Below are 25,329 nucleotides of genomic sequence, written 5' to 3'. Positions count from 1 at the left end.
GGGACGTAAAGGGCGCTCATGATACCGGGTCGGGCAGGGGTTGCGGGTCGGTCTGTTGCAATTGACTCAGGCGGCTGGCGGTGCGCGCCAGATCGATAGCCTGGCCTGCGAGGCAGTCGGCCAGCGGCTCGTCGCCGATCAGGATCAGGTGCTTGTCGCGGTCGTAGAGCACGTCCACCAGGTTGATAAAACGCTGCTGCACGGCAATCGGGCACTGCGCCAGGCGGGGCAGTCCGTCGATGATCCAGTGATCGAAAGCTTCGCACAGCAAGAGGTAGTCCATCACCGCCGTCAGTTCCTCGCAGAGATCGGCGAAGGTGAAGGCAATTGTGCGCGCCTGGTGGTGGCGACACAGCAGTTGCCGGTTACCCACCTGCAGGTGCTGCGCCGGGCCTTGGGTTACCGGCAGGTCGAGGGCGGCACGTTGCGCCGCCGTGCCTGGCCACACGTAGCGGCCGGCAGTAAAGCGTTGTGTGGCGTGGGCCTGGGGCAGGCTGCGAAAGTCCTGGGGCGAGCTGACCTCGAGCACGTCCATGCGCGCGGCGATCAGGTCGATCACCGGCTTGAAGCGCTGGTGGTACAGCGGATTGGGCAACAATCCTTCGGGCGGGTAGTTGGAGGTAACCAGCACCAGCATGCCGCGCTTGAACAGGGCCTTGAACAACCGGCTGATCAGCATGGCGTCGCCGATGTCGTGGACGTGAAACTCGTCGAAGCACAACACCCGGCAGTTTGCCAACAGATTATCCAGCGTCGCGCCCAGTGCATCGTGCTGTTCGCGGTGCTGGAACATGCCCTGGTGCAGGCGTGCGAAAAAATCGTGGAAATGCACTCGCTGCTTTTCAGCCAACGGCAAGGCCTGGAAAAAGCCGTCCAGCAGCCAGCTTTTACCGCGCCCCACCGGCCCGTGCAGGTACAGGCTGCGAGTGGCGTGGCCGGCGAGCAGGTGTGCGGTTTCGCGGGCCATGGCGGCAATCGCGCGGGTTTGCCCGGCGCTGAGGGTGTAGCCCTGTTGCTGGGCTTTTTGCGCAAAGAATTGCGCGATGCAAGCGTCGTTGCGTGGCGAGCGATGTTTACCAAGCAGGCGACGGATCAAAGTCGGCACGGCCAATACGGGTCACTCTGTGGGGCGAAGGTCGCTTACTTTAGGACGCGCGCGCCACTTTGACCAATAGCGAAGGCGCGAATCGGCCATCTCGAAAACGCATGGCGCGCGTGCGGCTAGAAGGTCTGCAGCGGCGCCACCGGGTGATCCGCCGGGCTGACCACCGCGTAGTTATAGCCGCCCCCGGACCAGTATTGCGCCTGCAGGCCATCGGCGGTGCGGCTGCCCCGGGGCAGGAAGCCATTGCCCGGCCCCGGCGGGCGGATGTAGAAACTGATGCGCCTGCCTTGCGCGTCCTGGTACAGCACCATGGCGGCAGCGCCTTGGTCGGTGGTGAGCAGGCGCCCGCTGACCGGCTGGAAACCTGACTGGCTCAAGTCCGGCAGGCGATGGGCCTGGTGGAAGTAGCGGTCGAGCCAGGCTTGCATGGTGCCGCTGTCCTGAGCGCTGTAGTCGGCGGGCAGGATGCCGTCCTGAGCGAACAGGCGAAACGCTTGCATGGCATCGGCCATGGGTTGCAGGGGCGGTTGCGTGGCCTCGCGGGCATGCCAGCCGCCCAGGCCGCCGAGGCTGACCGCTATCAACAACAGCGCCGCCGTGGCCAGGTGGCGGCGTGACTGACGCTTGATGCGCTGGCGGATCAGCGCCGGGTCCAACTGCGGGTTGGCCGGCTGTTGCAGCGCGCCGCCCAGGGCCGCACGCAATGTGTGCGCGTCCTGTTGCCAGGCCTGCACTTGGGCCGCCACCTCCGGGTGCGCCGCCAGCCACGTCTCCAGGACCTGCCGGTCACTGTGCGAGAGCTGATGATCGACATAGGCATGCAGGTCGTGTTCGTTGGGGGGCAGGCTGATCATTTGAGTATCCGCAGGGAAGGGCTGGCAATTTCGCCATCACTGAGTTGACGCAGGGCCTGGCGCGCCCGTGACAACCGCGACATCACGGTGCCGAGGGGCACGTCGAGAATCTCGGCGACTTCTTTGTAGCTCAAGCCTTCGACGGACACCCACAGCAGCAGCGCGCGTTGCTCGGTATTCAATTGATCGAAGGCTTGCAGGGTCGACTGAGCGATCACGGTGCGTTCGACCGAGGGCTGCACGTCTTCGCGCCCGGTGATGAAGTCGAGCATGCGCGCATAGCGTCGAGTACGGCGGTGGGCGTCCAGGAACTGGCGATAGAGGATCGAGAACAGCCACGCGCGCAGGTCGCCTTCCGGGCGCTTGTGGGCCCAGCGGGTGATCGCACGCTCCAGCGTAGCCTGGACCAGGTCGTCTGCGCTGCTGGTATTACGCGTGAGGGAGACGGCGAAGCGCCGTAGCCGGGGAAGGAGTTCACGTAACGGTTCGTCGAGTTCGTGCATGGGAATCTGTCTGGCCACTACGCTGGGACATGAGAGACGTCGGGGATCGGAGATTATTCCCGGCGGTGAAAAATAAACTCGGGGCCCGGGAATAGACCACCGCAGCGTTCGTCTCAATGCTCCGACCTTCTGGTTTATTGTCTTGGAGTTGTGTCATGGTAGATCACTCACCACCCCCCCGTCCTGCCTTGAGCACTGCGAGCCTGTTGGCCCGCCTGACTGCAATCGGCGTTGTGGTTGCCGGTGTGGCCGCGGCGTTTGCCTACGTCAACGGCAGCCTGGACCCACAGCGACTGCGGCCTAAAACCCTGGTCAATGCCCTGGAAAGCAATAACGGCGTGCACCCAGGCTTTCGACGCAACCACGCCAAGGGCGTGTGCGTAGCCGGGTACTTCGAGAGCAGCCCCGAGGCTCGTGCCTACTCCCGTGCACAAGTGTTCAACGAGGCGAAAACCCCGGTGGTCGGCCGCTTCGCCTTGCCCAGCGGTAACCCCTACGCCCCGGACAGCAGCGTACCGATCCGCAGCTTTGCCGTGCAGTTCAGCCAGGCCAACGGCCAGCAATGGCGTACCGGCATGAACAGCATGCCGGTGTTCCCGGTGGGCACCCCCGAGGCGTTTTACCAATTGCTCAAGGCTGGCGCGCCGGATCCGGCCACCGGTAAGCCGAACCCGGCGAGCATGCCCGCGTTTTTCGCCGCCCATCCGGAGGCCGCGCCGTTCCTGGGGTGGGTCAAGACCGCCAAACCGTCGGCCAGCTACGCGACTGAGACCTACAACGGCATCAACGCTTTTTACCTGGTGAGCGCCGATGGCGAGCGCCACGCCGTACGCTGGACGGTGGTGCCTCAGAGCCAGGACGCGACGGGCGCTGCGCCAGCCGACGGCGCGGACTTTCTCGAGAAGGACCTGGTACAGCGTCTGGCCGCCGGACCGTTGCGCTGGCAGTTGAACATGACCCTGGCCAATCCTGGCGACCCACTGGACGATGCGAGCAAACCCTGGACCGGCGACCATAAGGTGCTGAACGCCGGTGCCCTGGTGCTGGACAGCAGCCAACCGCAAGCCGACGGTGATTGCCGGGACATCAACTTCGATCCGCTGATCCTGCCCAGCGGCATCGAAGCCTCCCATGATCCTCTGCTGGCCGCCCGTTCGGCCGCATACGCCAGTTCGTACCTGCGCCGCGCCAGCGAAGTCAGCCCCTTGCACAGTGCTCCACAGGAGTCGAAACCATGAACGCCTCTCCCCAGTTCTTCGCTCCCCTGGCCCGTCTGCTGCATTGGCTGATGGCGTTGTTGGTTATCGCCATGCTGTTTATCGGCGCAGGCCTGGCGGCCTCGGTGTCGCAGCGGCATGCCTGGTTGATCGACCTGCACAAACCGCTGGGCATCGCGATCCTGGCACTCGTTATCGTCAGGCTGGTGGTGCGCTTTTCTACGCAACAGCCGCCGTTGCCCAGCGATTTACCGTTGTGGCAAGTGCTGGCGGCGAAGGCGTCGCACCTGATGTTGTATGGCTTGATGCTGGTGCTGCCGCTGCTGGGCTGGGCGATGATTTCGGCGGCGGGCGACCCGGTGATGCTCAGCAGTTCGGTGCGGTTGCCGGCGCTGGTGGGGGCGGATGCGCCGTTGTTCGCCATACTGCGCAAGGCCCATGGCTACCTGGCATACCTGCTGTTCCTGACGGTGTTGGTGCACCTGGCCGCGGCGTTGTTTCACGGGCTGATTCGCCGGGACTGCGTGCTGCAAAGCATGACCGGCACCAGGCACTGAGGCCGGGGTTCGTCGCGTCAGCGCAATAGGCCGACGATATCGGCGATGCTGCTCAACACATCCTTGCCCAGTTGCATCGAGCGTTTGCCGGACCAACCGGTATGCGGGTTGGGCGCGTCGTCGTTGTCCTTGAATGGCATTTCCAGGGTCAGCGACAGGCAATCGTATTGTTGGCCGACCGCGTTGCAGGCCAATGTCATGTTGGCCTCGCCCGGCAGGTCGCGGGTGTAGCCGTGGGTCGTCTGGAAGTCACGGGTCAACCCGCTCAGGTGGGTGCGAAAGTGCTTTTCCAGCGCTTCAAGGCGCGCCGTATAGCCGGGGTTGCCTTCGCAGGCGGCGGCGAACACGTAGGGGATTTCTTCATCACCGTGAATATCCAGGAACAGGTCTACGCCATATTTCGCCATTTGCTGTTGCACGAACAGCACTTCCGGGCTGGTCTCCTGGCTGGCGCTCTGCCACGCGCGGTTGAGGTCCTGGCCCAGGGCGTTGGTGCGCAGGTGACCATGGAAGGCACCATCCGGGTTCATGTTGGGCACCAGGTAAAGATCGGCCACGGCCAGCAGCTTTTTCATCTCGGCATCGCCATCCTGCTGCAGGCGTTCGATGACGCCTTCCATGAACCACTCGGCCATGTGTTCGCCAGGATGCTGCTGAGCAATGATCCATACGTTGCGCCGACCTGAGCCACCTTTGCCGCGGCGCAGCAATTGAATATCACGGCCCTCGGCACTTTTGCCGGTCGCCAGCAACTGCGTGTGGGGGTGTTCCAGCGCGTGCTCGATCAGCCAGGCGTGGCGCTCGCGTGAGTAGGGTTCAAAGTAGGCGAACCAGGCGTGTTTTTCGCGAGTTTCCAGACTGATGTGTAGGATTTCCCCGTCAAAGCGTGTCGGTACGCGAAACCAGTTGACGTGGTCATAGGACGCGACGGCTTGGTAACCGCTCCACGCATGAGGGTAGGACGAGCGCCCCGCGTTGCTCAGGCGATAGGTGTGGGTATGGCCCACGTGCATGCCTTCGGCCTTGAAGTGGAACCACTGGAAATGCTGGCTGCGGGTATCGGGCTTGATGGCCAGGAGCAACTGGTAGGCGTCGCTGGCATCCAGCACCTGGATATTGCCGCTGTCGAAGTCGGTACTGATCTTGATGGAGGTCAAGGCCACGGTCATAGTCTGATTGCCTGAGTATGATTGTTGTGGCGGCTATATTACACAGGAGTCCGGCAAAGCCAGGCTGCAAAATTGTTGCGGGGCGGGGGCGTCATCCATGACGCCGCGGCAGCTTAGAGTCTATGAGATTGATTCTCAAGCGCTATTTCCCAAAGATCGAGGGCTTCGGTCTGCGGGCGGCTTTCTTTCAGCGATAGTCTTTTGCTACCATGCGTGCCATTACGCAACACAGTCTTCATTAGCCTGAAGCCATGCCAGTAACACTGGCAAAAAAAAGACCCGGCCAAAGAGCCGGGTCAAAAACCGTGATTAGCCTGATGAGGAGATATTCCAAGAGTCCGACCTAAGGTCTCTTGGTCTATCGACTGATCTCGCGATCAGCTAGGCCCAATAATAATCATTATCATTTGCAAGTCAAATGTTTTTATCTGCGCGATAGAAATATTCTGGCGTGGCGCCTTCAGATCTCCGCCTGTGCTTCCCGCGCCTGCATCGACCGCTCCACCATCGCCTTCGCCATATCGATTAAATACACCACTGAAAACGCCAGGTCACGATGATTGCCTTGATGGCTGCTGGCGGACTCATAAGCGGTGGCCGCTGCGCTGCGCAGCAGGTCCGACGCATGGACCAGGGCTTCCTCCTGGCTGATACCGGGCTTGATAGCGAACAAGGCCTCGTTCGCGACGGGCGCGGACATGTCTTCTTTCAAGTAAAAATCCAACGCACGCTGGGCGGCACCGCTGTTGCACAGGTCGTGCAGATCAACGTTTTCGGGAGTTTCAGGCAGCAGGTAAGGGCTTGTCGTCATGAGGGGCAGTACTCTGGGTGGGGTGTCGAAAACCGTCTGCCTGATAATAGTACGTATCGTATTTATGTCGTTTTATGGATTACTACAAACTGTTTATTGCCATGAAAACTGCCTGCCGTATTGTCTGGCCCATGGATAAATGGATCGGGTTGGTCAAAGCCAACATGAAAGACCGCAAGGTCACCCAGGGTGAATTGGCTGAGCGCCTGGGCATGTCCCAGGGCGGTGTCGGCCATTGGCTCAACAAGCGTCGCGTGCCGAGCCTGGCGGATATGAACCGGGTGCTCGAGGCGTTGGGCCTGGGTGATCTGGAAGTGGTGCAGGAGGTGCGCGAACGGCAGGCCGAAACCGCCTCGCCGACGCCCCGGCCCGCGTATTACCGCTACCCGGTCAACGACTGGAACAGCCTGTGTGAAGTTCGCGAGGAACGCCCGGCCTACGGCGGTGCGCGCTATGAAGCCGCTGACTACCACGCCAGGGGCGACGCTTTCTGGTTACCGGTCATGGGCGACGCGATGACCGCACCCAGCGGCCTGAGCATTGGCGCAGGGATGATGATCCTGGTGGACCCGGCCATCAGCGCCCAACCCGGCAAATTGGTGGTCGCACAATGGCCCGATAGCCCCCACGCCACTTTCCGCCAATTGCTGGAGGAGAGCGGTCAGCTTTACCTGGTACCGCTCAACCCCACCTATCCGAAACAACTGTTCACCGAGGGGTGGCGTATCCTCGGCGTCGTGGTGCTGGCCATGGCAAGGTTCTAGCCGGCCGGTTCGAGGTCCACCAGCACGCATCCTTCGGCAACCATTTCGCCTTCCTGGCAGAAGAGCGCCTTGACTACCCCGGCCTGGGGCGCACGAATGCTGTGTTCCATCTTCATTGCTTCAAGCACCACCATCAGAGTGCCGGCCTCGACCGTCTGGCCGACGTCCACCAGCACCCGCACAATGCTGCCGTTCATGGGCGCGACGAGGCCACCCTGATGCGATTGGTTGGCCCCCACGGCGGCAATCGGATCGAACAGGCTGACCCCATGCATTTCGCCGTCCCAGCGTACAAACACCACGTCTGCGTGGCGCACCGCCAATTGGCTGCAACGCACGCCGTCGCGGTCGATGATCAACTGCTCACCGTGCAGTTGCGCGGGGTCCGGCGCCAGGGTCACCAGTCGATCCTGCCCGTTGCAGCTCAAGTGCAGTGACACCTCGGCGGGCAATCCCGCTCTAAAGCCACGGATGTCCGCCCACGGACCGTTGCCGGCGGGCAGGCTCTGCATGAATGCTTCACCCGCGACCTGCCAGAACGCGTCACTCAACGCACCGGCCTGCGGCAGCAGTTGTTCCTGATAGCGCGGGATAAACCCGGTATCGAGTTCCGCGGCGGCGAACGCCGGATGCGCGATAATGCGCCGCAGGAAACCCAGGTTGGTCTTCAGCCCGCCCACGGCGAATTCGTCGAGCATGCTCAGCAACCGCAGCCGCGCCTGCTCACGGTCTTCGCCCCAGGCGATCAGCTTGCCCAGCATCGGGTCGTAGAATGGCGAGACGCTGTCACCCTGGGCCACGCCGCTGTCCACGCGGCGCCCAGGGCCGGGGGCGGATTCGCGATAAAGCGTCAGGTGGCCGGTGGCGGGCATAAAATCATTGGCCGGGTCCTCGGCATACAGGCGCACTTCAATGGCATGGCCGATCAAGGGCACCTGCGCCTGGGTAATCGGCAACGCTTGACCCTGCGCCACACGAATCTGCCATGCCACCAGGTCCAGGCCGGTGATCGCCTCGGTGACCGGGTGTTCCACCTGCAGCCGCGTATTCATCTCCATAAAGAAGAACTCACCGCGCGCGTCAAGCAGGAACTCCACGGTGCCGGCGCCGACATAGCCGATTGCCTGGGCCGCCCGCACGGCGGCCTCACCCATCGCGCGGCGTTGTTCAGCACTCAAACCAGGGGCCGGGGCTTCTTCCACGACTTTCTGATGGCGGCGCTGGATCGAGCAATCGCGTTCATTCAGATACAGGCAGTGCCCATGCTGGTCGGCGAAAACCTGGATTTCCACATGGCGGGGCTTGAGCAGGTATTTCTCCACCAGCATCTGCCCGTTGCCAAATGACGACAACGCCTCGCGCTGGGCGGAAGCCAGGGCGTCGGCCAACTGGCTGACATCCTCGACCACCTTCATGCCCTTGCCGCCGCCGCCGGCCGTGGCCTTGAGCAGCACCGGGTAACCGATGCGGGCGCAGGCGTCGCGGAAGGTTTCCAGGTCCTGGGCCTCGCCGTGGTAGCCCGGCACCAGGGGCACGCCGGCGGTTTCCATCAATTGCTTGGCCGCCGATTTGCTCCCCATGGCGTCGATGGCCGAGGCGGGCGGGCCGAGAAAGATCAACCCGGCGGCTTCGATGGCACGGGCGAAACCGGTATTTTCCGAGAGAAATCCATAGCCCGGATGAATGGCTTGGGCGCCGCTGGCGTGGGCGGCGGCGATCAGTTTGTCGATCTGCAGGTAGCTTTCGCTGGCCTTGCTGCCGCCCAGGTCGACGCACATATCCGCTTCGCGGCAGTGTCGCGCGTTACGGTCGATGGCGCTGTGCACCGCCACGGTGGTCAGGCCCATGGCCTTGGCGGTGCGCATCACGCGACAGGCGATCTCACCACGGTTGGCGACCAATACGCGGGTCAATGTGCTCATGAACGCGGCTCCTGCGCCTGCCAGCTCGGTGGACGCTTCTGCAGAAAGGCGCGCAAGCCTTCCTGCCCCTCGGCGCTGACGCGGATGCGGGCGATGGCGTTTTCGCAGTAGCGGCGCAATGCCGGGGTGAGGGCGCCATGGCCGACTTCGCGCAACAGGTCCTTGCTGGCGCGCATCGCGGCCGGGCTGTTGTGCAGCAGATTGGCTATCCAATGTTCGACGTGAATGTCCAGCTCGTCCGCCGGGTAGCTTTCCGCCAGCAGGCCGATTTCACGCGCGCGCTGGCCGCCAAAGCGCTCGGCGGTCAAGGCATAGCGCCGCGCCGCGCGTTCGCCGATGGCCTGCACCACGAAGGGGCTGATCACCGCCGGCGCCAGGCCGATGCGCACTTCCGACAGGCAGAACTGCGCATCGTCGGCGCCGATAGCCATGTCGCAACAACTGATCAGGCCCAGGGCGCCGCCGTAGGCTGCACCTTGCACCACTGCCAGGGTGGGGATTTTCAGCTTGGCCAAGTTGTACATCAGTTCCGCCAGTTCGCGGGCGTCGTCGAGATTGGTGTGGTAATCCAGCTCGGCCGATTGCTGCATCCAGGCCAGGTCGGCCCCGGCGCTGAAGTGCTTGCCGCGTCCGCGCAGCAGCAGAAACCGCAGGGAGCCGTCGCCCTGCACCTGGTCGAGGGCGATGATCAATTCGCGGATCATCTCGGCGTTAAATGCGTTGTTCTTGGCTTCACGACTGAGCCACAGCGTGGCAAAGCCACGGCGGTCGGTGATCAGTTCGAGGGTATTGAAATCGCTCATGGGTGCAGCTCCATTTACATGCGGAACACGCCGAAGCGGCTCGGCTCGATGGGGGCGTTCAGGGCCGCGGACAGGGCCATGGCCAGTACGTCGCGGGTCTGCAACGGGTCGATGACGCCGTCATCCCACAGGCGTGCGCTGGAATAGTAGGGGTGCCCCTGGGTTTCGTACTGGTCGAGGATCGGCTGCTTGATCGCCGCTTCTTCCTCGGCACTGAACCCGGCGCCCGCGCGTTCGGCCTGCTCGCGCTTGACCTGCACCAGTACCCCGGCTGCCTGTTCGGCGCCCATCACGCCGATGCGTGCATTCGGCCACATCCACAAAAAGCGCGGGTCATAGGCGCGGCCGCACATCCCGTAGTTACCGGCGCCAAAGCTGCCGCCGAGGATCACGGTGAATTTCGGCACCTTGGCGCACGCCACTGCCGTAACCAGTTTGGCGCCGTGCTTGGCAATGCCGCCGGCCTCATATTTCTGGCCGACCATAAAACCGGTGATGTTCTGCAGAAACAGCAGCGGAATCCCACGCTGACAAGCCAGTTCGATAAAGTGCGCGCCTTTTTGCGCGGCTTCGGCAAACAGAATGCCGTTGTTGGCCAGGATCGCAATCGGGTAGCCGTGCAGGTGGGCGAAACCGCACACCAGCGTGGTGCCGAACAGCGCCTTGAACTCATCGAACACCGAGCCGTCGACCAGGCGCGCAATCACTTCACGCACATCGAACGGCTGCTTGGCGTCGGCCGGAATCACGCCGTATAGCTCCTCGGCGCTATACAACGGCGCCACCGGTGTGCGTTGCAGCAACTGGCCCTGTTTGCGCCAATTCAGGTTGGCCACGCTGCGTCGCGCCAAGGCCAGGGCGTGTTCATCGCTGTCGGCATAGTGGTCGGCCACGCCGGAGATCCTGCAGTGCACATCAGCGCCGCCGAGGTCTTCGGCACTGACCACTTCCCCGGTGGCGGCCTTTACCAACGGCGGGCCGGCCAGAAAGATCGTGGCCTGTTGGCGCACCATGATGGCTTCGTCGGCCATGGCCGGCACGTAGGCGCCGCCGGCGGTGCATGAGCCCATTACCACGGCGATCTGCGGGATGCCTTGGGCGCTCATATTGGCCTGGTTGAAAAAGATCCGCCCAAAGTGCTCGCGGTCGGGAAACACCTCGTCCTGACGCGGCAGGTTGGCGCCGCCGGAGTCCACCAAGTAGATGCACGGCAGGCGATTCTGCTCGGCGATGGTCTGGGCGCGCAGGTGTTTTTTCACGGTCAGCGGGTAGTAGGAGCCGCCTTTGACCGTGGCGTCGTTGGCCACGATCATGCACTCCACGCCTTCCACGCGCCCGATCCCGGCGATCACCCCGGCGGCGGGCACGTCTTCGCCGTAAACCTGATAGGCGGCGAGTTGGCTGAGTTCCAGAAACGGCGAGCCGGGGTCGAGCAGGCGATTGATGCGTTCACGCGGTAACAGTTTGCCCCGTGAGGTATGCCGCTCCTGAGCCTTGGCGCCGCCGCCTTGCTGGACCTGAGCAAGCAGGGAATGCAGGGCGTCGACCTGTTGGCGCATCGCCGCGCTGTTGCTGGCGAACTCCGCCGAGCGCGGGTTGAGCTGGGTGTGCAAGGTGGCCATGGCGCGTGCCCTCAGCGAGTTTCGTTGAACAGTTCGCGACCGATCAGCATCCGCCGGATCTCACTGGTGCCGGCGCCGATTTCGTACAGCTTGGCGTCGCGCAACAGGCGACCGGCGGGGAACTCGTTGATGTAGCCGTTGCCGCCGAGAATCTGGATCGCGTCCAGGGCCATTTGCGTGGCGCGTTCGGCGCTGTAGAGGATCACCCCGGCGGCGTCCTTGCGCGTGGTCTCGCCGCGTTCGCAGGCCTGGGCCACGGCATACAGGTAGGCGCGGCTGGCGTTGAGCTGGGTGTACATGTCGGCGACCTTGCCCTGGATCAGCTGGAATTCGCCGATGCTCTGGCCGAACTGCTTGCGGTCGTGGATGTACGGCACGATCAGGTCCATGCACGCCTGCATGATCCCGGTGGGGCCGCCGGAGAGCACCACGCGTTCATAGTCCAGGCCGCTCATCAGCACTTTCACGCCGCCGTTGAGCACGCCGAGGATGTTGTCTTCGGGTACTTCGACGTCATCGAAAAACAGCTCGCAGGTGTTGGAGCCGCGCATGCCCAATTTGTCGAACTTGTTACTGCGGCTGAAACCCTTCCAATCGCGCTCGACAATGAACGCGGTGATGCCGTGAGGGCCTTTTTCCAGGTCGGTCTTGGCGTAGATCACGTAGGTGCTGGCGTCGGGGCCGTTGGTGATCCAGGTCTTGCTGCCGTTGAGCACGTAATGGTCGCCGCGTCTGTCGGCGCGCAGCTTCATCGAGACCACGTCGGAGCCGGCGTTCGGCTCGCTCATGGCCAGGGCGCCGACGTGTTCGCCGCTGATCAACCGCGGCAGGTATTTGAGCTTCTGCTCATGGTTGCCGTTGCGGTTGATCTGGTTCACGCAGAGATTGGAGTGGGCGCCGTAGGACAACGCCACCGACGCCGAGCCACGGCTGATTTCTTCCATGGCCACCACATGCGCCAGGTAACCCAAGCCGGCGCCGCCGTACTCTTCCGGCACGGTGATGCCCAGCAGGCCCATGTCTCCGAATTTGCGCCACAGGTCGGCGGGGAACAGGTTGTCGCTGTCGATTTGCGCTGCGCGGGGTGCGATCTCCTTGGCCACGAAGGACTGCACCTGGTCGCGCAGCATGTCAATGGTTTCGCCGAGGGCGAAGTTCAGGGACGGGTAACTCATGGACAGGCACCTTAAATGTGAGCGTTGTTGTTGTGGGTCGGGCGCCAGGAGGAGGGCGCTCACCTTTACGTTAACGTAAGCTTGCGTTAAGGCGCTGTCAATCGTAGTTTACGTTTACGTCAACCTACAAAAAAGATAACAGGGGTCGTTATGGATCAACCACTTCAGAGCTACAGCCGTGGCTCCCAGGACAAGACCTTACTGGCCATGACCATCGGCCAGGCCTTCGATCAGACAGTAGCGCGCTACCCTGATGGTGAAGCGCTGGTGGTGCGCCATCAGTCACGGCGTTATACCTGGCGACAACTGGCCGACACCGTGGACCTGCATGCGCGGGCTTTCCTCGCCCTTGGCCTGCAGACCGGCGACCGCCTGGGCATCTGGGCGCCGAACTGCGCCGAATGGCTGATCAGCCAGATCGCCAGCGCCAAGCTCGGGGTGATCCTGGTCAATATCAACCCGGCATACCGCAGCAGTGAGTTGGACTACGTACTCAAGCAGTCCGGTTGCCAATGGCTGGTGTGCGCCGGTGCATTCAAGGGTTCCGATTATCACGCGATGCTCCAGGAATTGAAGCCCGACCTGCGCGGCATCATCAGCCTCGACCCCAACCCGCCGGCAGGCTTTACGCCCTGGTCGACACTGGCCGACCTCGGCACAGGCGTGCCGCCCGAACATCTGCACCAGCGCCAGGCCACCCTGCATTTCGATCAAGCCGTCAATATTCAGTACACCTCCGGCACGACCGGTTTTCCCAAAGGCGCCACTCTCAGTCATCACAACATTCTCAACAACGGCTATATGGTCGGTGAAAGCCTCGGCCTGACCGCCCGGGATCGGCTGGTGATCCCGGTGCCGCTTTATCATTGTTTCGGCATGGTGATGGGCAACCTAGGCTGTATCACCCATGGCACGGCCATGATTTACCCGAACGACGCTTTCGACCCCCTGCTGACCCTCACCGCCGTCGCCGAAGAACGCGCCACCGGCCTGTACGGCGTGCCCACCATGTTTATTGCGATGCTCGATCACCCACGGCGGGGCGAGTTCGAGCTGTCCAGCCTGCGCACCGGCATCATGGCCGGGGCCACGTGCCCCATCGAGGTGATGCGCCGGGTTATCGCCGAATTGCACATGGGCGAAGTGCAGATCGCTTACGGCATGACCGAAACCAGCCCGGTGTCTTTGCAGACCGGGCCGAATGACGACCTTGAGCGCCGTGTTACCACCGTCGGCCGCACCCAGCCGCAACTGGAAAACAAGATCGTCGACGCCGACGGCAACACCGTGGCGCGCGGTGAAATCGGCGAACTGTGTACCCGCGGCTACAGCGTGATGCTCGGCTACTGGAACAACCCCGAAGGCACCCGCGAGGCCATCGACGAGGCCGGCTGGATGCACACCGGCGACCTGGCGACCATGGACGAGCAGGGCTACGTGTGCATCGCCGGGCGCAACAAGGACATGATCATTCGCGGTGGCGAGAACGTGTACCCGCGCGAGCTGGAGGAGTTTTTCTTCACCCACCCGGCGGTGGCCGACGTGCAGGTAGTCGGCATTCCCGATGCGCATTACGGTGAAGAAATTGTTGCCTGGGTCAAGCTTCACCCAGGCCATGTGGCCGACGCGCTGACGTTGCAAGCCTGGTGCAAAGGCCGCATCGCGCACTTCAAAACGCCCCGGCATTTCAAGTTTGTCGATGAGTTTCCGATGACGGTCACCGGCAAGATCCAGAAGTTTCGCATGCGCGAGATCAGCATCGACGAGCTGCGCCAGTCCTGAGGTGCGTCGGCTCGCCCCCGATCACGTCGTGACGGGGGCCGAGTCGGCGTGGCGCTTCATCAGCTCAAGGTGAGCGAGCCGGTTCTCCCTGAGGATGCGCCGGGTGGTGATCCGTTCCGGGTAGCAGCGCATGAACATCCGAGTGAAGTGTTCGCCGTAGTGAATGAATGACCCGCGCGTCTGGCCCCACACCGGCCGGGCGATCGCTTCGAAGTTGGGTTCATGGAAATACGCCAGGGCGAAGCGTTCGCGGGTGTTGAGCTTGACCTTGTGTGGGGTCGACAACAGATAGCCGTCGGTCATGAACTGCAGGAGATCGCCTGGAAACACCGTGAAGACCCTGGGCATGGGCTGGACAAACGTCCAAGGGTCTTGGTCTTCGAACCTGCCTGCCGAGCTTTCTTTTTCCAGCCAGTTCCTGTTGCGTTTTTCCCCGGCGACCGGCGGGCGGATATAAAGCCCGCCCACGTCATCCTGCGCGGCAATCACCAGCAACCCATAGTCGGTATGCGCGCCGATACCTCGGGCAGTCGAAGACGAGCCCGCAGGGAAACGCAGCACGCGCAGGTGATGCCAGCCATCGCGGGTCAGGTCAGTGAACGTATGGCGATCTTCAAGCTCCAGGCCCAGGGCGACCAGTGTCAGCAACCGCTCGCCAATGTCGCCCAGCGCCTCCATAAAGGTGTGCATGCGCAGGCGGTAGTTTTTGTTCGGCCAGGGCACGGGCCCATGGCAAGGCCAGCCGTTCTTCACCCGGACGTCGTCCAAGGGCAGATCCTTGCAGACGGTGAATATTTCCGAGTAATCCGCCTGGCCCGCCGTGACCTCTTCGCCGGACGCGATGTAACCGCTGTACGTCAGGTCGCTGATTCGACGGGCCTTGTTCCTGGACTGCAGTCTGAAAAAACCCTGGCTGGCCTTCATGGCCTGCAGCATGGCGCGATTTTGTGCGGGGGTGGCGGCCACTTGGAAAATACCGTCACGACGCCAGACCTCGATCATTGCCTTGCCCAGGGCGATGTCCTCAGGGGTAGCGCTGATGGATTCAGGCAGGTGGAATGTGTGTAGCGTAGTCATCGGCAGCTCCTTTTACTCCATTAAAAGGACGTGCATTCAGACGCTGGACGGCAGAACTGCTCTCAACGGAACCTTTCAGCCCGCAGGACGGGTTGAATCATGTACGTCGTTTCCCGATAGGGGAGAGAAGGTTATACAACAGGGTTCCGAGCGGTGAAAAGAGACGAAAACCCGCCCATTTGCCGCAATCGGACGAGTGGAAAGGTGTGCAAGCAGGAGACGCAGGGCATCGGTGAGATGACCTTGGAGGCGCTGGGTCGCGGCTGACACATTACGCCATACCCAGGGTGATATTCGCGTGCCGCCTGCGTATCCAGGCCGCAGCCTAGGGTAGCGAACCTATTTCGCTAACCAGGGCTACCCACGTGACAGCTACCGCTTCAGGCCAGAACGAACAAGAGGTTCACCTTCACACCGTCAGAGACAACACGCCTGACTGGTACACCGAGTCGCTGGCGGACCACAAAACACAACTGGCTCTCCAGCCGTTGAATATTCCGGGTTGGTTCAAACGCGCGCCGGATCAAGCCAGGGAGGCGCTCAAGGCGATTCACAGCCGTAGCCGGCGCTCGTTGAATCAGTTGGATCAACTGCTGATCGGGTTAAACAGTGCCGCTGACTTTGCGCAACCCTTGCTGGTCGAGGCGATCGAAAAGACCTTCGGCCTTCGATTGGATGTCAGGCGGGTTTTTTATGCACGCAAGATGGAACAAAAGGAATGTGAGCGCCTGCCCGGCGAGGTTTCCCGCAGCGCCGAGTCGACACTGGCGCCGCAGTTCTACTTTTATCAAGGGGTGAGCCTGCTGGAAGCGGCGTTGAGCAACTTCAGCGACGATGAAACCAAGGTTCCCGTCTGCCGGGACTGTCACCTGATTACTCACTACAACTTTCATCGGCGTTCATCGCAGGCATTGCCCAATCCCGGCGACGTTAAGTCCCTGCCTGTGGGAATCAAGGCCCATGAGTTTGCCCGCATGTGCAGGAAACTGGACCTGGGCGCGCAGTACTACGAGCATGTCCGTGCCACGCTCAATGCCCAGATCACCTCGACAATCCCCGGTGCAGCCTCCGGCAAGCTTTACAGCGCGATGATCACCGCGCATCGCAACCAATTGGAGCTGGCCGCGCAGATCGCGTTGATGAAACAGGACATCCAGCCTGATGGATATGCCTTGATAAAGGACATCCTGATCAACCAGAGCGGCCGGCAGCTGGACGGCGAGAATATCCGGTTTTCCAGGTTTTCGTTATGCGACTGCATACTGGAAAATATCCTGGTCATCGGGCCCGTAGCGGTGGCCGCCCATTTAAGGAATGCGTCGATTCTGCCTCGCCGATGCTTGGTCTACATCCCGGGTGATCCGCACTCCGTACTGAAGGCGTACCCCAGCCTCGACTGGTTTGCCGATGACCTGACCACACGGTTGTGCAGCGCCGAATACCGGGCGTTCTTCAGCCAGTTCGTGCCACTTTCCGCGCACGATGAGTTTTTTACCCAGCTCAAGACATTGCTTGATCCTACGGGCGTGTTCACCCATTCCCAGGATTTCGACCCTGCTGCCAAGAGCAGAATTCAGAGTCCTGCCGACTACGGTTACGGTCCGTCATTCAGGGATGTCTGGATGGACAGCGCGTTACAGAAGATCCGCGTGATCATGGCCAACTGCAGCGTCGCCGCCGTTTCGACTCAAGACCTGGACAACCGTGTCGACAGCGCCAGGCTCTCATTGTGGGGGAACAGGCTGCTGGACATTCTGAACCTGGCCGGGATGGTGGTGCCGGTTCTTGGCGAAGTCATGCTGGTGGTGGGCGCCCTGCAACTGTCCTATGAACTGTTCGAAGGCATCGAGGCGTGGTCCGACGGGCACGTACAAGAAGCCTGGGGGCATTTCTCCACCGTCTTGCTGGGTGTGGCGGGGCTGGCGATTCCCAAGGCCCTTCTGGTCGCGAAGGAGTCGGCGTTCGTCAAACGCCTGGTGCGCGTCGAATTGGCGGGCGCCAAGGTTCGTCTGCTCGATTCCGGGCTGGGCTCTTTCAAGCACTCGATCACCCTGCCTGTCGAGCTCAAGCCCGATGCCAGGGGGTTGTACGCTCATGAAGGTGAAAGCTATCTGCCCGTGGACGGCGGGCATTACAAAATCTCCGATCCCGATAGCGATGCCCGGCTTATCCATCCAGACAACGTTTCGCGCTATTCACCGCGCATTCGACATAACGGTGGCGGTGCCTGGGTGCATGAGTTCGAACAGCCCCTCACCTGGGATCGCAAAACATTGTTACGCCGTATCGGGCACAGTGTCGATGCCCTGAGCGATACCGACTTGGAGCATCTCAGGGTCATGAGCGGGGTCACGGATCAAGCGCTGCGTAGCCTCTATATCGATCAGCAATTACCCGCGCCGCTGTTCAGGGAGGGCTTGAGACACTTCGAGGCCAATGCCAGGCATCAGGTATTGCTCGATCATCTGCGCAGTACGGAGCCTGACGCACTGACGCGCATAGACGGCTATCAGCAGCTGGATTTGATTATGCGCGAGGGAGTGTGGCCCAGTAGCAAGGCGGTCGCAGTCGTGGATGGGGCGGACAACGTCGTATGGCGATCGGCTGATACAGACGCGCAAAAGCCTTTGATTCGACTGGACGAAGCGGACGTTCGAGCCGGGCGGATATTGCCGACGCTGTTGGCAAACATGGACCTGGCCGAAGCGCGTCAATTGCTGGACGAGGGTATTCCACGCGACACCGTCACGCTTGATCTTCCAATTGGCAGGACCGAGGTCGAATTGCCGGAACACTTGCAACGCTCGCTCAAGAGGCGGGCGCTCGAAGTGCCGTCTGAGGCCCAGAGGTCCGCGAATTACCAGCGGCGTCTGCTGCGATTGGCAACTGAACACCGCAGTGAAATCATTGAGCGCGACATCGCCTCTGCAAACCGGTCCGATGACAGCAATGTGCAGTTGGTCCAGCGTACCTTTCCCGGCTTGCCCAAACTGGTCATCGAAGAACTCCTGGCCCACGCCAACGCTGGTGAGCTGGAACAAATGGCACGACATTCCCGCCTGCCATTGCGCCTGGCGCAAGAGGCCCGCGCTTATCTGCCACGCGTGCGCGTCCTGCGGGCCAACGCCGCTATTCACTTTGACACTCAACTGACGATGGACAGTGCGCAGCTGGCGTTGCACACGCTGGCAGCCATCCCCGGCAAACTGGAAGGCGTCAGCATCGAGCTGCGCGCCGACAGCCCGACGGGACCCTTGCTCGACCGCGTAGGCAGCGCAGAAGCCCCCCAACACGTTCAACTGGTGAGCACGGACATGAAGCAGTGGAGTGTCTTCGATGCGTCGGGTAAAACCCTGTACTCACGGGCAGACCCAGGTGCTTTCTACAGCGCGCTCTGGATCGCTGCCGGGGAGCGATTCACGGACTGGGAGACGCTCAAGGTAGGCACTGAAGATCTCAAAGCCGAGCTTGTACGTCAGCCATTGAACCAAACAGCGGCCCGGCGCGCGTTGGGTGTGCAGCCGATCAAACCCGGCTACAAATCACCAATGCGCCTTGCCGATGGGCGTTTCGGTTATCCATTGAGCCCCGTTGCGGGAACTGCCCAACGTCCCTTCGCGTGCAGGCTTGCCGCAGCGAAAGTCTATCCCTCCAAAGCACTTGGAGAGGTGGAAGCTTTTTTAGGCCTTGAGCAGAGCAGCGATGCTGACGTCCTGCAAAGATTGACCGCACTTGGGCGTGAATTCGATCAGCTTGAAACGGGGCTGACCGAATGGAGTACTGAGCCGGGTTCAGGCTTTAGCCAGGCCAGACGCAGGGTTGCCCATTCGATCAAAGCCGCCTGGCGGCGGACCTCAGCCCAGGCCTATGCCGCGGATGGAACACCCATTGGCTACAGCCTTGATTTGGCTGACGAGCCCATCGGGCAACTTCCAATGATCACCGCCAATATGGATCACGTGGGCAGTCTGCGTTTGAGCCGTATGGGCTTGACCGACGATTCAATGGAGTTCTTGAGGTCTTTTGGCGGATTGCGCTGGTTGAAACTCAATGGGAACGCTCTGACCCGATTGCCGGAATTTGCCAATGACGGCATTGGGCTGACCAAGCTGGACTTGAGTGCAAATGATATTCGGCTGACTGACCAGGCGAACGCACGTCTGGAGCGGATGCACAGTTTGAAAATCCTCAAGCTGTCCGACAACCGCCGCTTGGGATGGACCGCCAATCTGAGCGGAATGCGAAATCTCAATCAGCTTTACCTGGGCGGGACAGAAACAACAACTTTCCCCGCCGGCGCGGAACAGCTCACGCAGCTGGCCAGGATCGATCTGCATGGGAACCGGATCGGCACATTGCCCGAGTATGCGTACCAGCATCTTGAACGGATCAATCTGCATGAAAATCCGTTATCGGCAGAGACACTCCAAAGGCTCGCTCCCCAAGCCCTTGTGGTTCAGCCAAACTGGGAACATGTGACGGCTGGCGAAGGGCGAGACTTATGGTTGCAAGGGTTGGAGCAAACCGAGCGATCACGCGGTGAAACCCTCTGGGACTCGCTCGCGGCCGAACCGGAGTCGAGCGCATTGCTGACCGTGGTGGCGGATACCACGCGATCGGCCGAATACCGCAACCCGACCACTCGAGCGCAATTGAGAGAGCGTGTCTGGGCGATGCTCAAGGCCGTCAGCGACAGCGAGAATATCCGTAATAAGTTGTTCGAGATTGCCGATGACAGGGCCACCTGTGGTGATGGCAGTACGCTTGAGTTCATGAACCTGGAGCGTGAGCTGTTTGTGTTGAATGCTACGGAACTGGCAGATGGGCCGTATCTCGAGGATCAACTGCTGAACGTATCGAAACAGCTGTTTCGATTGAAGTTGGTCGATGAGATTGCACAACGAGATGTGATGGCCAGAGGCGCTGCGTTTACAGAACAGAGTGAAGTGATTCTGGCGTATCGAATCGGGTTGGCCGACAAGCTAGAGCTACCGGTCAAGTCGCGGGAGATGCTGTTCGCTCGGACGGCGAATGTGACCCCGGCGGCCATTAACGCCGCCTTCGATGACGTACTCAAAGCAGAAGCCGTCAGCAGTGATTACGAAACATTTTTGGTTGAACAAGCATTCTGGGACAGATACCTGCGTACCCACTACCGCGCTGAATTTGAAGCACTGACAGCCCCCGAGCTCCAGCGTATAGAAGAAAAGAGCGATGCTTTGTATGAGTTGTCGAGATTGCAGGAAGCGGGGGCTCTAGAGGATCAAGCGGTCGAGAGGGTGGTCAGTGCGCTGGGCGTGAGCCGCGACGAGGTGCTGGTCAATGGCTCGATGCAAAGTGACTTTTATGTAAAACAGATGGATGCGCTACGCGTTGAACGCAGGCAGCAGGAACATCTGGGATTAACGTTACTGACGCACAAAATACTCAATAATCACGCGGCGCAACACGGCACCCAGCTCTGAAACATCAACCGCAAAAAACACAAAGGGGACCCGAAGGTCCCCTTTAACGTGTCGTTGCGTGCTCTTTTCTTATTATTGAGGGGCGGTCTGTTATTGTTTTTGGCAACCGTTACCCTTTACCGCTGTTTTGGGCGACCCCCATCCGGGGTCAAGAGCAAACGTATTTTTTTGAACGCTGATCTGCTTCTTCGTAAACGATCCAACCAGTGGGCAGCTACCTGAAGGTAGTTTTATTTTTCTCCGTCCGGTTGCGGGTTTCGGCACGCCGTACCCTGCAAAGCACATCTTCTCCAAAAAAATCTGTTAGCTGCGTCTCTGCCGTGTTGTTTTTGTTATGTCAGAGTCGTTTCGTCTTATTTTTATTAGGTTTGGCGCTTTTTATTCTTGTTATGCCATAGAGATAGCAGAAGCCGTGCCAACTTTTAAAATACCTTTAAAATCAAGGATTTGATTTTTATGTAGGAAATGGCTGGGGGCAAATACGACAAAATATGTTCCCGTGTTACTCGATGTGTAGGGCTTGGGTAACACATTGTCACAGGCGTGCTACTCACACAGCGTTACGCGCCTTGGCCACCCGCGAACCGCTGGGGCGCCCCAGCACCTGACTGATCTGCCGGCCTGCGAGGATCAAGGCGTCCAAGTCGACCCCGGTGTGAATGCCCAGGCCATTGAGCAGGTACAGCACGTCTTCGGTGGCGACGTTACCGCTGGCGCCCTTGGCGTACGGGCAACCGCCCAGGCCGGCGATAGAGCTGTCGAACACCTGGATGCCCTCCAGCAGGGCGGCGTACACATTGGCGATGGCCTGGCCATAGGTGTCGTGGAAATGCCCGGCCAGCTTGTCCCTCGGCACCTGCGCACCGACCACTTCAAACAGTCGACGCGTCGCACCCGCCGTGCCGGTGCCGATGGTGTCGCCCAGGGATACTTCATAACAGCCCATGGCATACAACTCCCGCGCCACGGTCGCTACTTGTTCGGCGGCGATCTCGCCTTCGTACGGGCAACCCAATACACAGGACACATAACCGCGCACGCTGACCCCATGTTGCTGGGCCGCGGCCATGATCGGCGCGAATCGTTCCAGGCTTTCGCTGATGGAGCAGTTGATATTGCGCTGGGAAAACGCCTCGGACGCGGCTGCGAACACCGCCACCTCCTTGACCCCGGCAGCCAGCGCATCCTCGAAGCCGCGCAGGTTCGGCGCCAGGGCGCCGTAGGTAACGCCGGGTTTGCGCTGGATCTGCGCGAACACCTCGGCCGAACCGGCCATTTGCGGCACCCACTTGGGCGAGACAAAACTGCCGACTTCGATATAACTCAAACCGGCGGCGCTGAGAGCGTCCACCAATTGGACTTTGTCCGCGACGCTGATGGGCTGTGCTTCGTTCTGCAAACCGTCGCGCGGGCCGACTTCAACCAGGCGAACGTGGGAGGGGAGGGTCATGGCGGTTACCTTTTGATTAATCGCCGGCCTGGCGCATGGTTTGAGCCAGGGCCTGGGTGCAGCGCTCTTCGGCGGTGTCCAGTTCCAGCTTCATCTGTTCGATATCCAGTAACTGCTGTTCCAACTGCTCACGGCGCTCGGCGATCTTGGCCAGCATGCTGTTGAGTTGGATGTGGTTACCGCTGCTCGGATCGTAGAGTTCGATCAACTCGCGGCACTCGGCCAGGGAAAAGCCGATGCGCTTGCCGCGCAGGATCAGCTTGAGGCTGACTTTGTCCCGTGCGCTGTAGATGCGTTCCTGGCCACGCCGCTCCGGGGCGAGCAGGCCCTGTTCTTCATAAAAGCGGATGGCGCGGGTGGTGATGTCGAGCTCGCGGGCGAGGTCGGAGATGCTGTAGGTGGTGCTCATGGCGGCGCTCAAGAAAATCCTGGCGCTAAGCTAAAGGCAGGTTGACGTGAACGTCAAGGTCCGCTGCGCGGACCATCGGGGGCAAGCCCCCTCCCACAAGGGCCTCTGTGTAGTCCATTGCACAAGAGGAGGGCCTAGGCTTGTTGTTTGTCGAGTTTCTTTTCGTGGGCCGTGACCTGCTGGCACAGCTCGATCATTTGCTCGCGCATCCAGCGGTTGGCCGGGTCCTGGTCGGTGCTTTCGTGCCAGTACAAATGGGTTTCCACTGGCGGCACATCGTTGACCGGCAAGTTGAACCAGTGCAGTTCATGGCGTCGGGCGAAGCGTTCGGGCACGGTCATCACCATGTCGGTCTGCTGCAGCACTTGCGAGGCCATCAAGTAATGCTGGGAGCGCAGGGCGATCTTGCGTTGGATGCCCATCTTGCCCAGCGCCAGGTCGACATGGCCCAGGCCGTTGCGGCGGCTGGAGATGTGGATATGGGTCAGTGACAAGTAGTCGTCCAGGGTCAGTTTTTCCTTGCCCGCCATTGGATGGCCCTTGCGCATGGCGCACACGTAGCGGTCTTCCATCAGTTTGACGTGACGCACCTGCGGGTCGGTGTTGAGCGGTGCGTCCACGGCAAAGTCCAGGCGCCCGGCGGCCAGTTCCTTGGTGGTTTCGCGGCGCTTGGACAGGAAACTCTCGATCACCACCGTCGGTGCCAGACGCCGCAGGCGCTGGAACAGCGGCGGGAGGATCACCGCTTCGGTGAGGTCGGTCATGCTGATGCGATAGGTTTTGGCCGCCTGTTGCGGGTTGAAGATGCGGCTTTCCTGCACCGACACCCGCAGCAGCGACAGCGCATTGCGCACCGGGCCGATGATGTTCTGCGCCATCGGCGTGGGCACCATGCCTTGGGCGGTGCGCACGAACAGCGGGTCGTTGAAGGTCTCGCGCAGGCGGGCCAGAGCGTTGGACACCGCCGGTTGGGTGATGCCGACAATCTGCCCGGCGCGGGTCAGGTTGGCTTCGGTGTAGATCGCGTCAAAGACGATGAAGAGGTTGAGGTCGACCTTGCTCAGATTCATTTCGTTGCGCTCTTATTGTTAGGTGTTCATACGCCGATCATATATCGGTGATGAATGTTAATACACGCCGAGAATAGGCTAGGTAAATTATCAACGCTGTTCTAGCATCGATTGCATGACCTAAACAACCTCTCAAAGAAGGGAGCTGCTCATGGATTTCGCCTATTCGCCCAAGGTTCAGGAACTGCGTGAACGCGTCACTGCGTTCATGGACGCTTACGTTTACCCGGCCGAGCCGGTGTTTGAACGCCAGGTCAGCGAAGGCGACCGCTGGCAGCCCACCGCGATCATGGAAGAACTCAAAGCCAAGGCTAAAGCCGAGGGCCTGTGGAATTTGTTCTTGCCCGAGTCCGAACTGGGCGCTGGCCTGACCAACCTCGAATATGCGCCCCTGGCGGAAATCATGGGCCGTTCGCTGCTGGGGCCGGAGCCGTTCAACTGCTCGGCACCGGATACCGGCAATATGGAAGTGCTGGTGCGCTACGCCAATCAAGAGCAGAAGCAGCGCTGGCTTGAGCCGTTGCTGCGCGGCGAGATCCGCTCGGCATTCGCCATGACCGAACCGGATGTGGCTTCCTCGGACGCCACCAACATGGCCGCCCGCGCCGAACGCCAGGGCGACGAGTGGGTGATCAACGGCAAGAAATGGTGGACCTCCGGCGCCTGCGATCCACGCTGCAAGATCCTGATCTTTATGGGCCTGAGCAACCCCGACGCGCCGCGTCACCAGCAGCACTCGATGATCCTCGTACCGGTGGACACCCCAGGGGTGAAAATCCTCCGCCCGCTGCCGGTGTTCGGTTACGACGACGCGCCCCACGGCCATGCCGAAGTGCTGTTCGACAACGTGCGCGTACCTTATGAAAACGTGTTGTTGGGTGAAGGGCGTGGCTTCGAGATTGCCCAGGGTCGGCTCGGCCCTGGCCGTATCCACCACTGCATGCGCTCGATCGGCATGGCCGAGCGCGCGCTGGAACTGATGTGCAAGCGCTCCGTCAGCCGCACCGCGTTCGGCAAGCCTTTGGCACGCCTTGGCGGCAATATCGACAAAATCGCCGACTCACGCATGGAAATCGACATGGCGCGCCTGCTGACCCTGAAGGCGGCTTACATGATGGACACCGTGGGTAACAAAGTGGCGAAAAGCGAAATCGCCCAGATCAAAGTAGTGGCGCCGAACGTGGCCCTGAAGGTGATCGACCGTGCGATCCAGATCCACGGCGGCGCCGGGGTGTCCAACGACTTCCCGCTGGCCTACATGTACGCCATGCAACGTACCCTGCGCCTGGCCGACGGCCCGGACGAAGTGCACCGCGCGGCGATCGGCAAGTTCGAGATCGGTAAGTATGTGCCTAAAGAGCTGATGCGCGGCGGGCAGTAAGCCTGTGGCGCCTGCATCGGGGGCAAGCCCCTTCCACAATGATCGTTCCCACGCTCTGCGTGGAAATGCCTCCTGGGACGCTCTGCGTCCCGCCAGCCGCCGCAAGTCTAGGCGGCTGCGCACAGGCGACGCGGAGCGTCACGGGCTGCATGCCCACGCGGGAGCGTGGGAACGATCTTTGAAGTTGATGCGC

19 protein-coding genes are annotated in these 25,329 nt (G+C 61.2%); 6 read left to right on the top strand and 13 right to left on the bottom strand.

Going from position 1 to position 25,329, the window contains the following annotated elements; all coding sequences use genetic code 11:
- Positions 1-16: 16 nt before the first annotated feature.
- From zapE to G7025_RS20745, 3 genes are all read right to left on the bottom strand, one after another.
- Positions 17-1,111 (bottom strand): cell division protein ZapE, encoded by a 1,095-nt coding sequence (gene zapE, locus G7025_RS20755; protein ID WP_181080968.1) that lies wholly within the window; start codon positions 1,109-1,111, stop codon positions 17-19.
- Between the two features lie 110 nt (positions 1,112-1,221).
- Positions 1,222-1,959: an anti-sigma factor family protein gene (locus G7025_RS20750; RefSeq protein WP_181080967.1), complete on the bottom strand. Its 738-nt coding sequence runs from the start codon at positions 1,957-1,959 to the stop codon at positions 1,222-1,224.
- Positions 1,956-2,462: a sigma-70 family RNA polymerase sigma factor gene (locus tag G7025_RS20745; RefSeq protein WP_181080966.1), complete on the bottom strand. Its 507-nt coding sequence runs from the start codon at positions 2,460-2,462 to the stop codon at positions 1,956-1,958. Before G7025_RS20745 ends, G7025_RS20750 begins: the two co-directional genes overlap by 4 nt.
- Before the next feature lie 155 nt (positions 2,463-2,617).
- Here G7025_RS20745 and G7025_RS20740 point away from each other — a divergent pair, with 155 nt between their 5' ends.
- Together G7025_RS20740 and G7025_RS20735 are read left to right on the top strand one after the other, a co-directional pair.
- Positions 2,618-3,700 (top strand): catalase family peroxidase, encoded by a 1,083-nt coding sequence (locus tag G7025_RS20740; protein ID WP_181080965.1) that lies wholly within the window; start codon positions 2,618-2,620, stop codon positions 3,698-3,700.
- A complete protein-coding gene (locus G7025_RS20735; RefSeq protein ID WP_181080964.1) occupies positions 3,697-4,236 on the top strand; it encodes a cytochrome b in 540 nt (179 codons plus the stop codon). Before G7025_RS20740 ends, G7025_RS20735 begins: the two co-directional genes overlap by 4 nt.
- Before the next feature lie 17 nt (positions 4,237-4,253).
- On the opposite strand, the gene G7025_RS20730 is transcribed toward G7025_RS20735, so the two are convergent.
- Both G7025_RS20730 and G7025_RS20725 read right to left on the bottom strand, forming a co-directional pair.
- Positions 4,254-5,405, bottom strand: coding sequence for a M14 family metallopeptidase (locus G7025_RS20730; RefSeq protein WP_181080963.1), 1,152 nt, complete (start codon positions 5,403-5,405; stop codon positions 4,254-4,256).
- 460 nt (positions 5,406-5,865) lie between these two features.
- Positions 5,866-6,216, bottom strand: a complete 351-nt coding sequence (locus tag G7025_RS20725; protein WP_181080962.1) for a DUF6124 family protein — start codon at positions 6,214-6,216, stop codon at positions 5,866-5,868.
- 131 nt (positions 6,217-6,347) lie between these two features.
- On the opposite strand from G7025_RS20725, the gene G7025_RS20720 reads away from it, so the two are divergent.
- A complete protein-coding gene (locus tag G7025_RS20720; protein WP_181080961.1) occupies positions 6,348-6,980 on the top strand; it encodes a LexA family protein in 633 nt (210 codons plus the stop codon).
- Here the strand turns inward: G7025_RS20720 and G7025_RS20715 are convergent.
- The 4 genes from G7025_RS20715 to G7025_RS20700 are packed head-to-tail and all read right to left on the bottom strand — an operon-like array spanning position 6,977 to position 12,502.
- A complete protein-coding gene (locus G7025_RS20715; protein WP_181080960.1) occupies positions 6,977-8,902 on the bottom strand; it encodes an acetyl/propionyl/methylcrotonyl-CoA carboxylase subunit alpha in 1,926 nt (641 codons plus the stop codon). The two genes, G7025_RS20720 and G7025_RS20715, sit on opposite strands and share 4 nt — an antisense overlap.
- The gene (locus G7025_RS20710) at positions 8,899-9,705 is read right to left on the bottom strand and encodes a gamma-carboxygeranoyl-CoA hydratase (RefSeq protein WP_181080959.1); all 807 of its coding nucleotides are present in this window, start codon (positions 9,703-9,705) and stop codon (positions 8,899-8,901) included. The genes G7025_RS20715 and G7025_RS20710 overlap by 4 nt, the downstream gene beginning before the upstream one ends.
- Before the next feature lie 14 nt (positions 9,706-9,719).
- A complete protein-coding gene (locus G7025_RS20705) occupies positions 9,720-11,327 on the bottom strand; it encodes a carboxyl transferase domain-containing protein (protein ID WP_181080958.1) in 1,608 nt (535 codons plus the stop codon).
- Between the two features lie 11 nt (positions 11,328-11,338).
- The gene (locus G7025_RS20700) at positions 11,339-12,502 is read right to left on the bottom strand and encodes an isovaleryl-CoA dehydrogenase (RefSeq protein ID WP_181080957.1); all 1,164 of its coding nucleotides are present in this window, start codon (positions 12,500-12,502) and stop codon (positions 11,339-11,341) included.
- Between the two features lie 150 nt (positions 12,503-12,652).
- Here G7025_RS20700 and G7025_RS20695 point away from each other — a divergent pair, with 150 nt between their 5' ends.
- Positions 12,653-14,284, top strand: coding sequence for an AMP-binding protein (locus tag G7025_RS20695; RefSeq protein ID WP_181080956.1), 1,632 nt, complete (start codon positions 12,653-12,655; stop codon positions 14,282-14,284).
- Positions 14,285-14,305: 21 nt separating this feature from the next.
- Here G7025_RS20695 and G7025_RS20690 read toward each other — a convergent pair whose 3' ends face one another.
- Entirely contained in the window at positions 14,306-15,361 is a 1,056-nt protein-coding gene (locus G7025_RS20690) for an isopenicillin N synthase family oxygenase (RefSeq protein ID WP_181080955.1), read from the bottom strand.
- 365 nt (positions 15,362-15,726) lie between these two features.
- Between G7025_RS20690 and G7025_RS26945 the strand changes: the two genes are divergently transcribed.
- Entirely contained in the window at positions 15,727-20,826 is a 5,100-nt protein-coding gene (locus G7025_RS26945) for an NEL-type E3 ubiquitin ligase domain-containing protein (RefSeq protein ID WP_181080954.1), read from the top strand.
- Positions 20,827-21,376: 550 nt separating this feature from the next.
- Here the strand turns inward: G7025_RS26945 and G7025_RS20680 are convergent.
- The 3 genes from G7025_RS20680 to G7025_RS20670 all read right to left on the bottom strand — a co-directional run bounded on the left by G7025_RS20680 (position 21,377) and on the right by G7025_RS20670 (position 23,755).
- Positions 21,377-22,276: a hydroxymethylglutaryl-CoA lyase gene (locus tag G7025_RS20680; RefSeq protein WP_181080953.1), complete on the bottom strand. Its 900-nt coding sequence runs from the start codon at positions 22,274-22,276 to the stop codon at positions 21,377-21,379.
- Between the two features lie 16 nt (positions 22,277-22,292).
- The gene (locus tag G7025_RS20675; protein ID WP_034098804.1) at positions 22,293-22,685 is read right to left on the bottom strand and encodes a MerR family transcriptional regulator; all 393 of its coding nucleotides are present in this window, start codon (positions 22,683-22,685) and stop codon (positions 22,293-22,295) included.
- Between the two features lie 134 nt (positions 22,686-22,819).
- Positions 22,820-23,755, bottom strand: a complete 936-nt coding sequence (locus G7025_RS20670) for a LysR family transcriptional regulator (RefSeq protein WP_181080952.1) — start codon at positions 23,753-23,755, stop codon at positions 22,820-22,822.
- Between the two features lie 151 nt (positions 23,756-23,906).
- Here G7025_RS20670 and G7025_RS20665 point away from each other — a divergent pair, with 151 nt between their 5' ends.
- Positions 23,907-25,136, top strand: coding sequence for an acyl-CoA dehydrogenase (locus G7025_RS20665; protein ID WP_181080951.1), 1,230 nt, complete (start codon positions 23,907-23,909; stop codon positions 25,134-25,136).
- Positions 25,137-25,329: the final 193 nt, after the last annotated feature.

Source organism: Pseudomonas lurida, assembly GCF_013522705.1.
GTDB lineage: Bacteria > Pseudomonadota > Gammaproteobacteria > Pseudomonadales > Pseudomonadaceae > Aquipseudomonas > Aquipseudomonas quebecensis.
This window is presented reverse-complemented; position numbering and strand designations above follow the sequence as displayed.

Coding starts and splice junctions, on each gene's coding strand:
- G7025_RS20720 (WP_181080961.1), top strand. CDS start 6,348: ATGGATAAATGGATCGGGTTGGTCAAAGCCAACATGAAAGACCGCAAG.
- G7025_RS20695 (WP_181080956.1), top strand. CDS start 12,653: ATGGATCAACCACTTCAGAGCTACAGCCGTGGCTCCCAGGACAAGACC.
- G7025_RS20750 (WP_181080967.1), bottom strand. CDS start 1,959: ATGATCAGCCTGCCCCCCAACGAACACGACCTGCATGCCTATGTCGAT.
- G7025_RS20740 (WP_181080965.1), top strand. CDS start 2,618: ATGGTAGATCACTCACCACCCCCCCGTCCTGCCTTGAGCACTGCGAGC.
- G7025_RS20675 (WP_034098804.1), bottom strand. CDS start 22,685: ATGAGCACCACCTACAGCATCTCCGACCTCGCCCGCGAGCTCGACATC.
- G7025_RS20690 (WP_181080955.1), bottom strand. CDS start 15,361: ATGACTACGCTACACACATTCCACCTGCCTGAATCCATCAGCGCTACC.
- G7025_RS20705 (WP_181080958.1), bottom strand. CDS start 11,327: ATGGCCACCTTGCACACCCAGCTCAACCCGCGCTCGGCGGAGTTCGCC.
- G7025_RS20730 (WP_181080963.1), bottom strand. CDS start 5,405: ATGACCGTGGCCTTGACCTCCATCAAGATCAGTACCGACTTCGACAGC.
- G7025_RS20710 (WP_181080959.1), bottom strand. CDS start 9,705: ATGAGCGATTTCAATACCCTCGAACTGATCACCGACCGCCGTGGCTTT.
- G7025_RS20745 (WP_181080966.1), bottom strand. CDS start 2,462: ATGCACGAACTCGACGAACCGTTACGTGAACTCCTTCCCCGGCTACGG.
- G7025_RS20665 (WP_181080951.1), top strand. CDS start 23,907: ATGGATTTCGCCTATTCGCCCAAGGTTCAGGAACTGCGTGAACGCGTC.
- G7025_RS20680 (WP_181080953.1), bottom strand. CDS start 22,276: ATGACCCTCCCCTCCCACGTTCGCCTGGTTGAAGTCGGCCCGCGCGAC.
- G7025_RS20715 (WP_181080960.1), bottom strand. CDS start 8,902: ATGAGCACATTGACCCGCGTATTGGTCGCCAACCGTGGTGAGATCGCC.
- G7025_RS20725 (WP_181080962.1), bottom strand. CDS start 6,216: ATGACGACAAGCCCTTACCTGCTGCCTGAAACTCCCGAAAACGTTGAT.
- G7025_RS20670 (WP_181080952.1), bottom strand. CDS start 23,755: ATGAATCTGAGCAAGGTCGACCTCAACCTCTTCATCGTCTTTGACGCG.
- G7025_RS20700 (WP_181080957.1), bottom strand. CDS start 12,502: ATGAGTTACCCGTCCCTGAACTTCGCCCTCGGCGAAACCATTGACATG.
- G7025_RS20735 (WP_181080964.1), top strand. CDS start 3,697: ATGAACGCCTCTCCCCAGTTCTTCGCTCCCCTGGCCCGTCTGCTGCAT.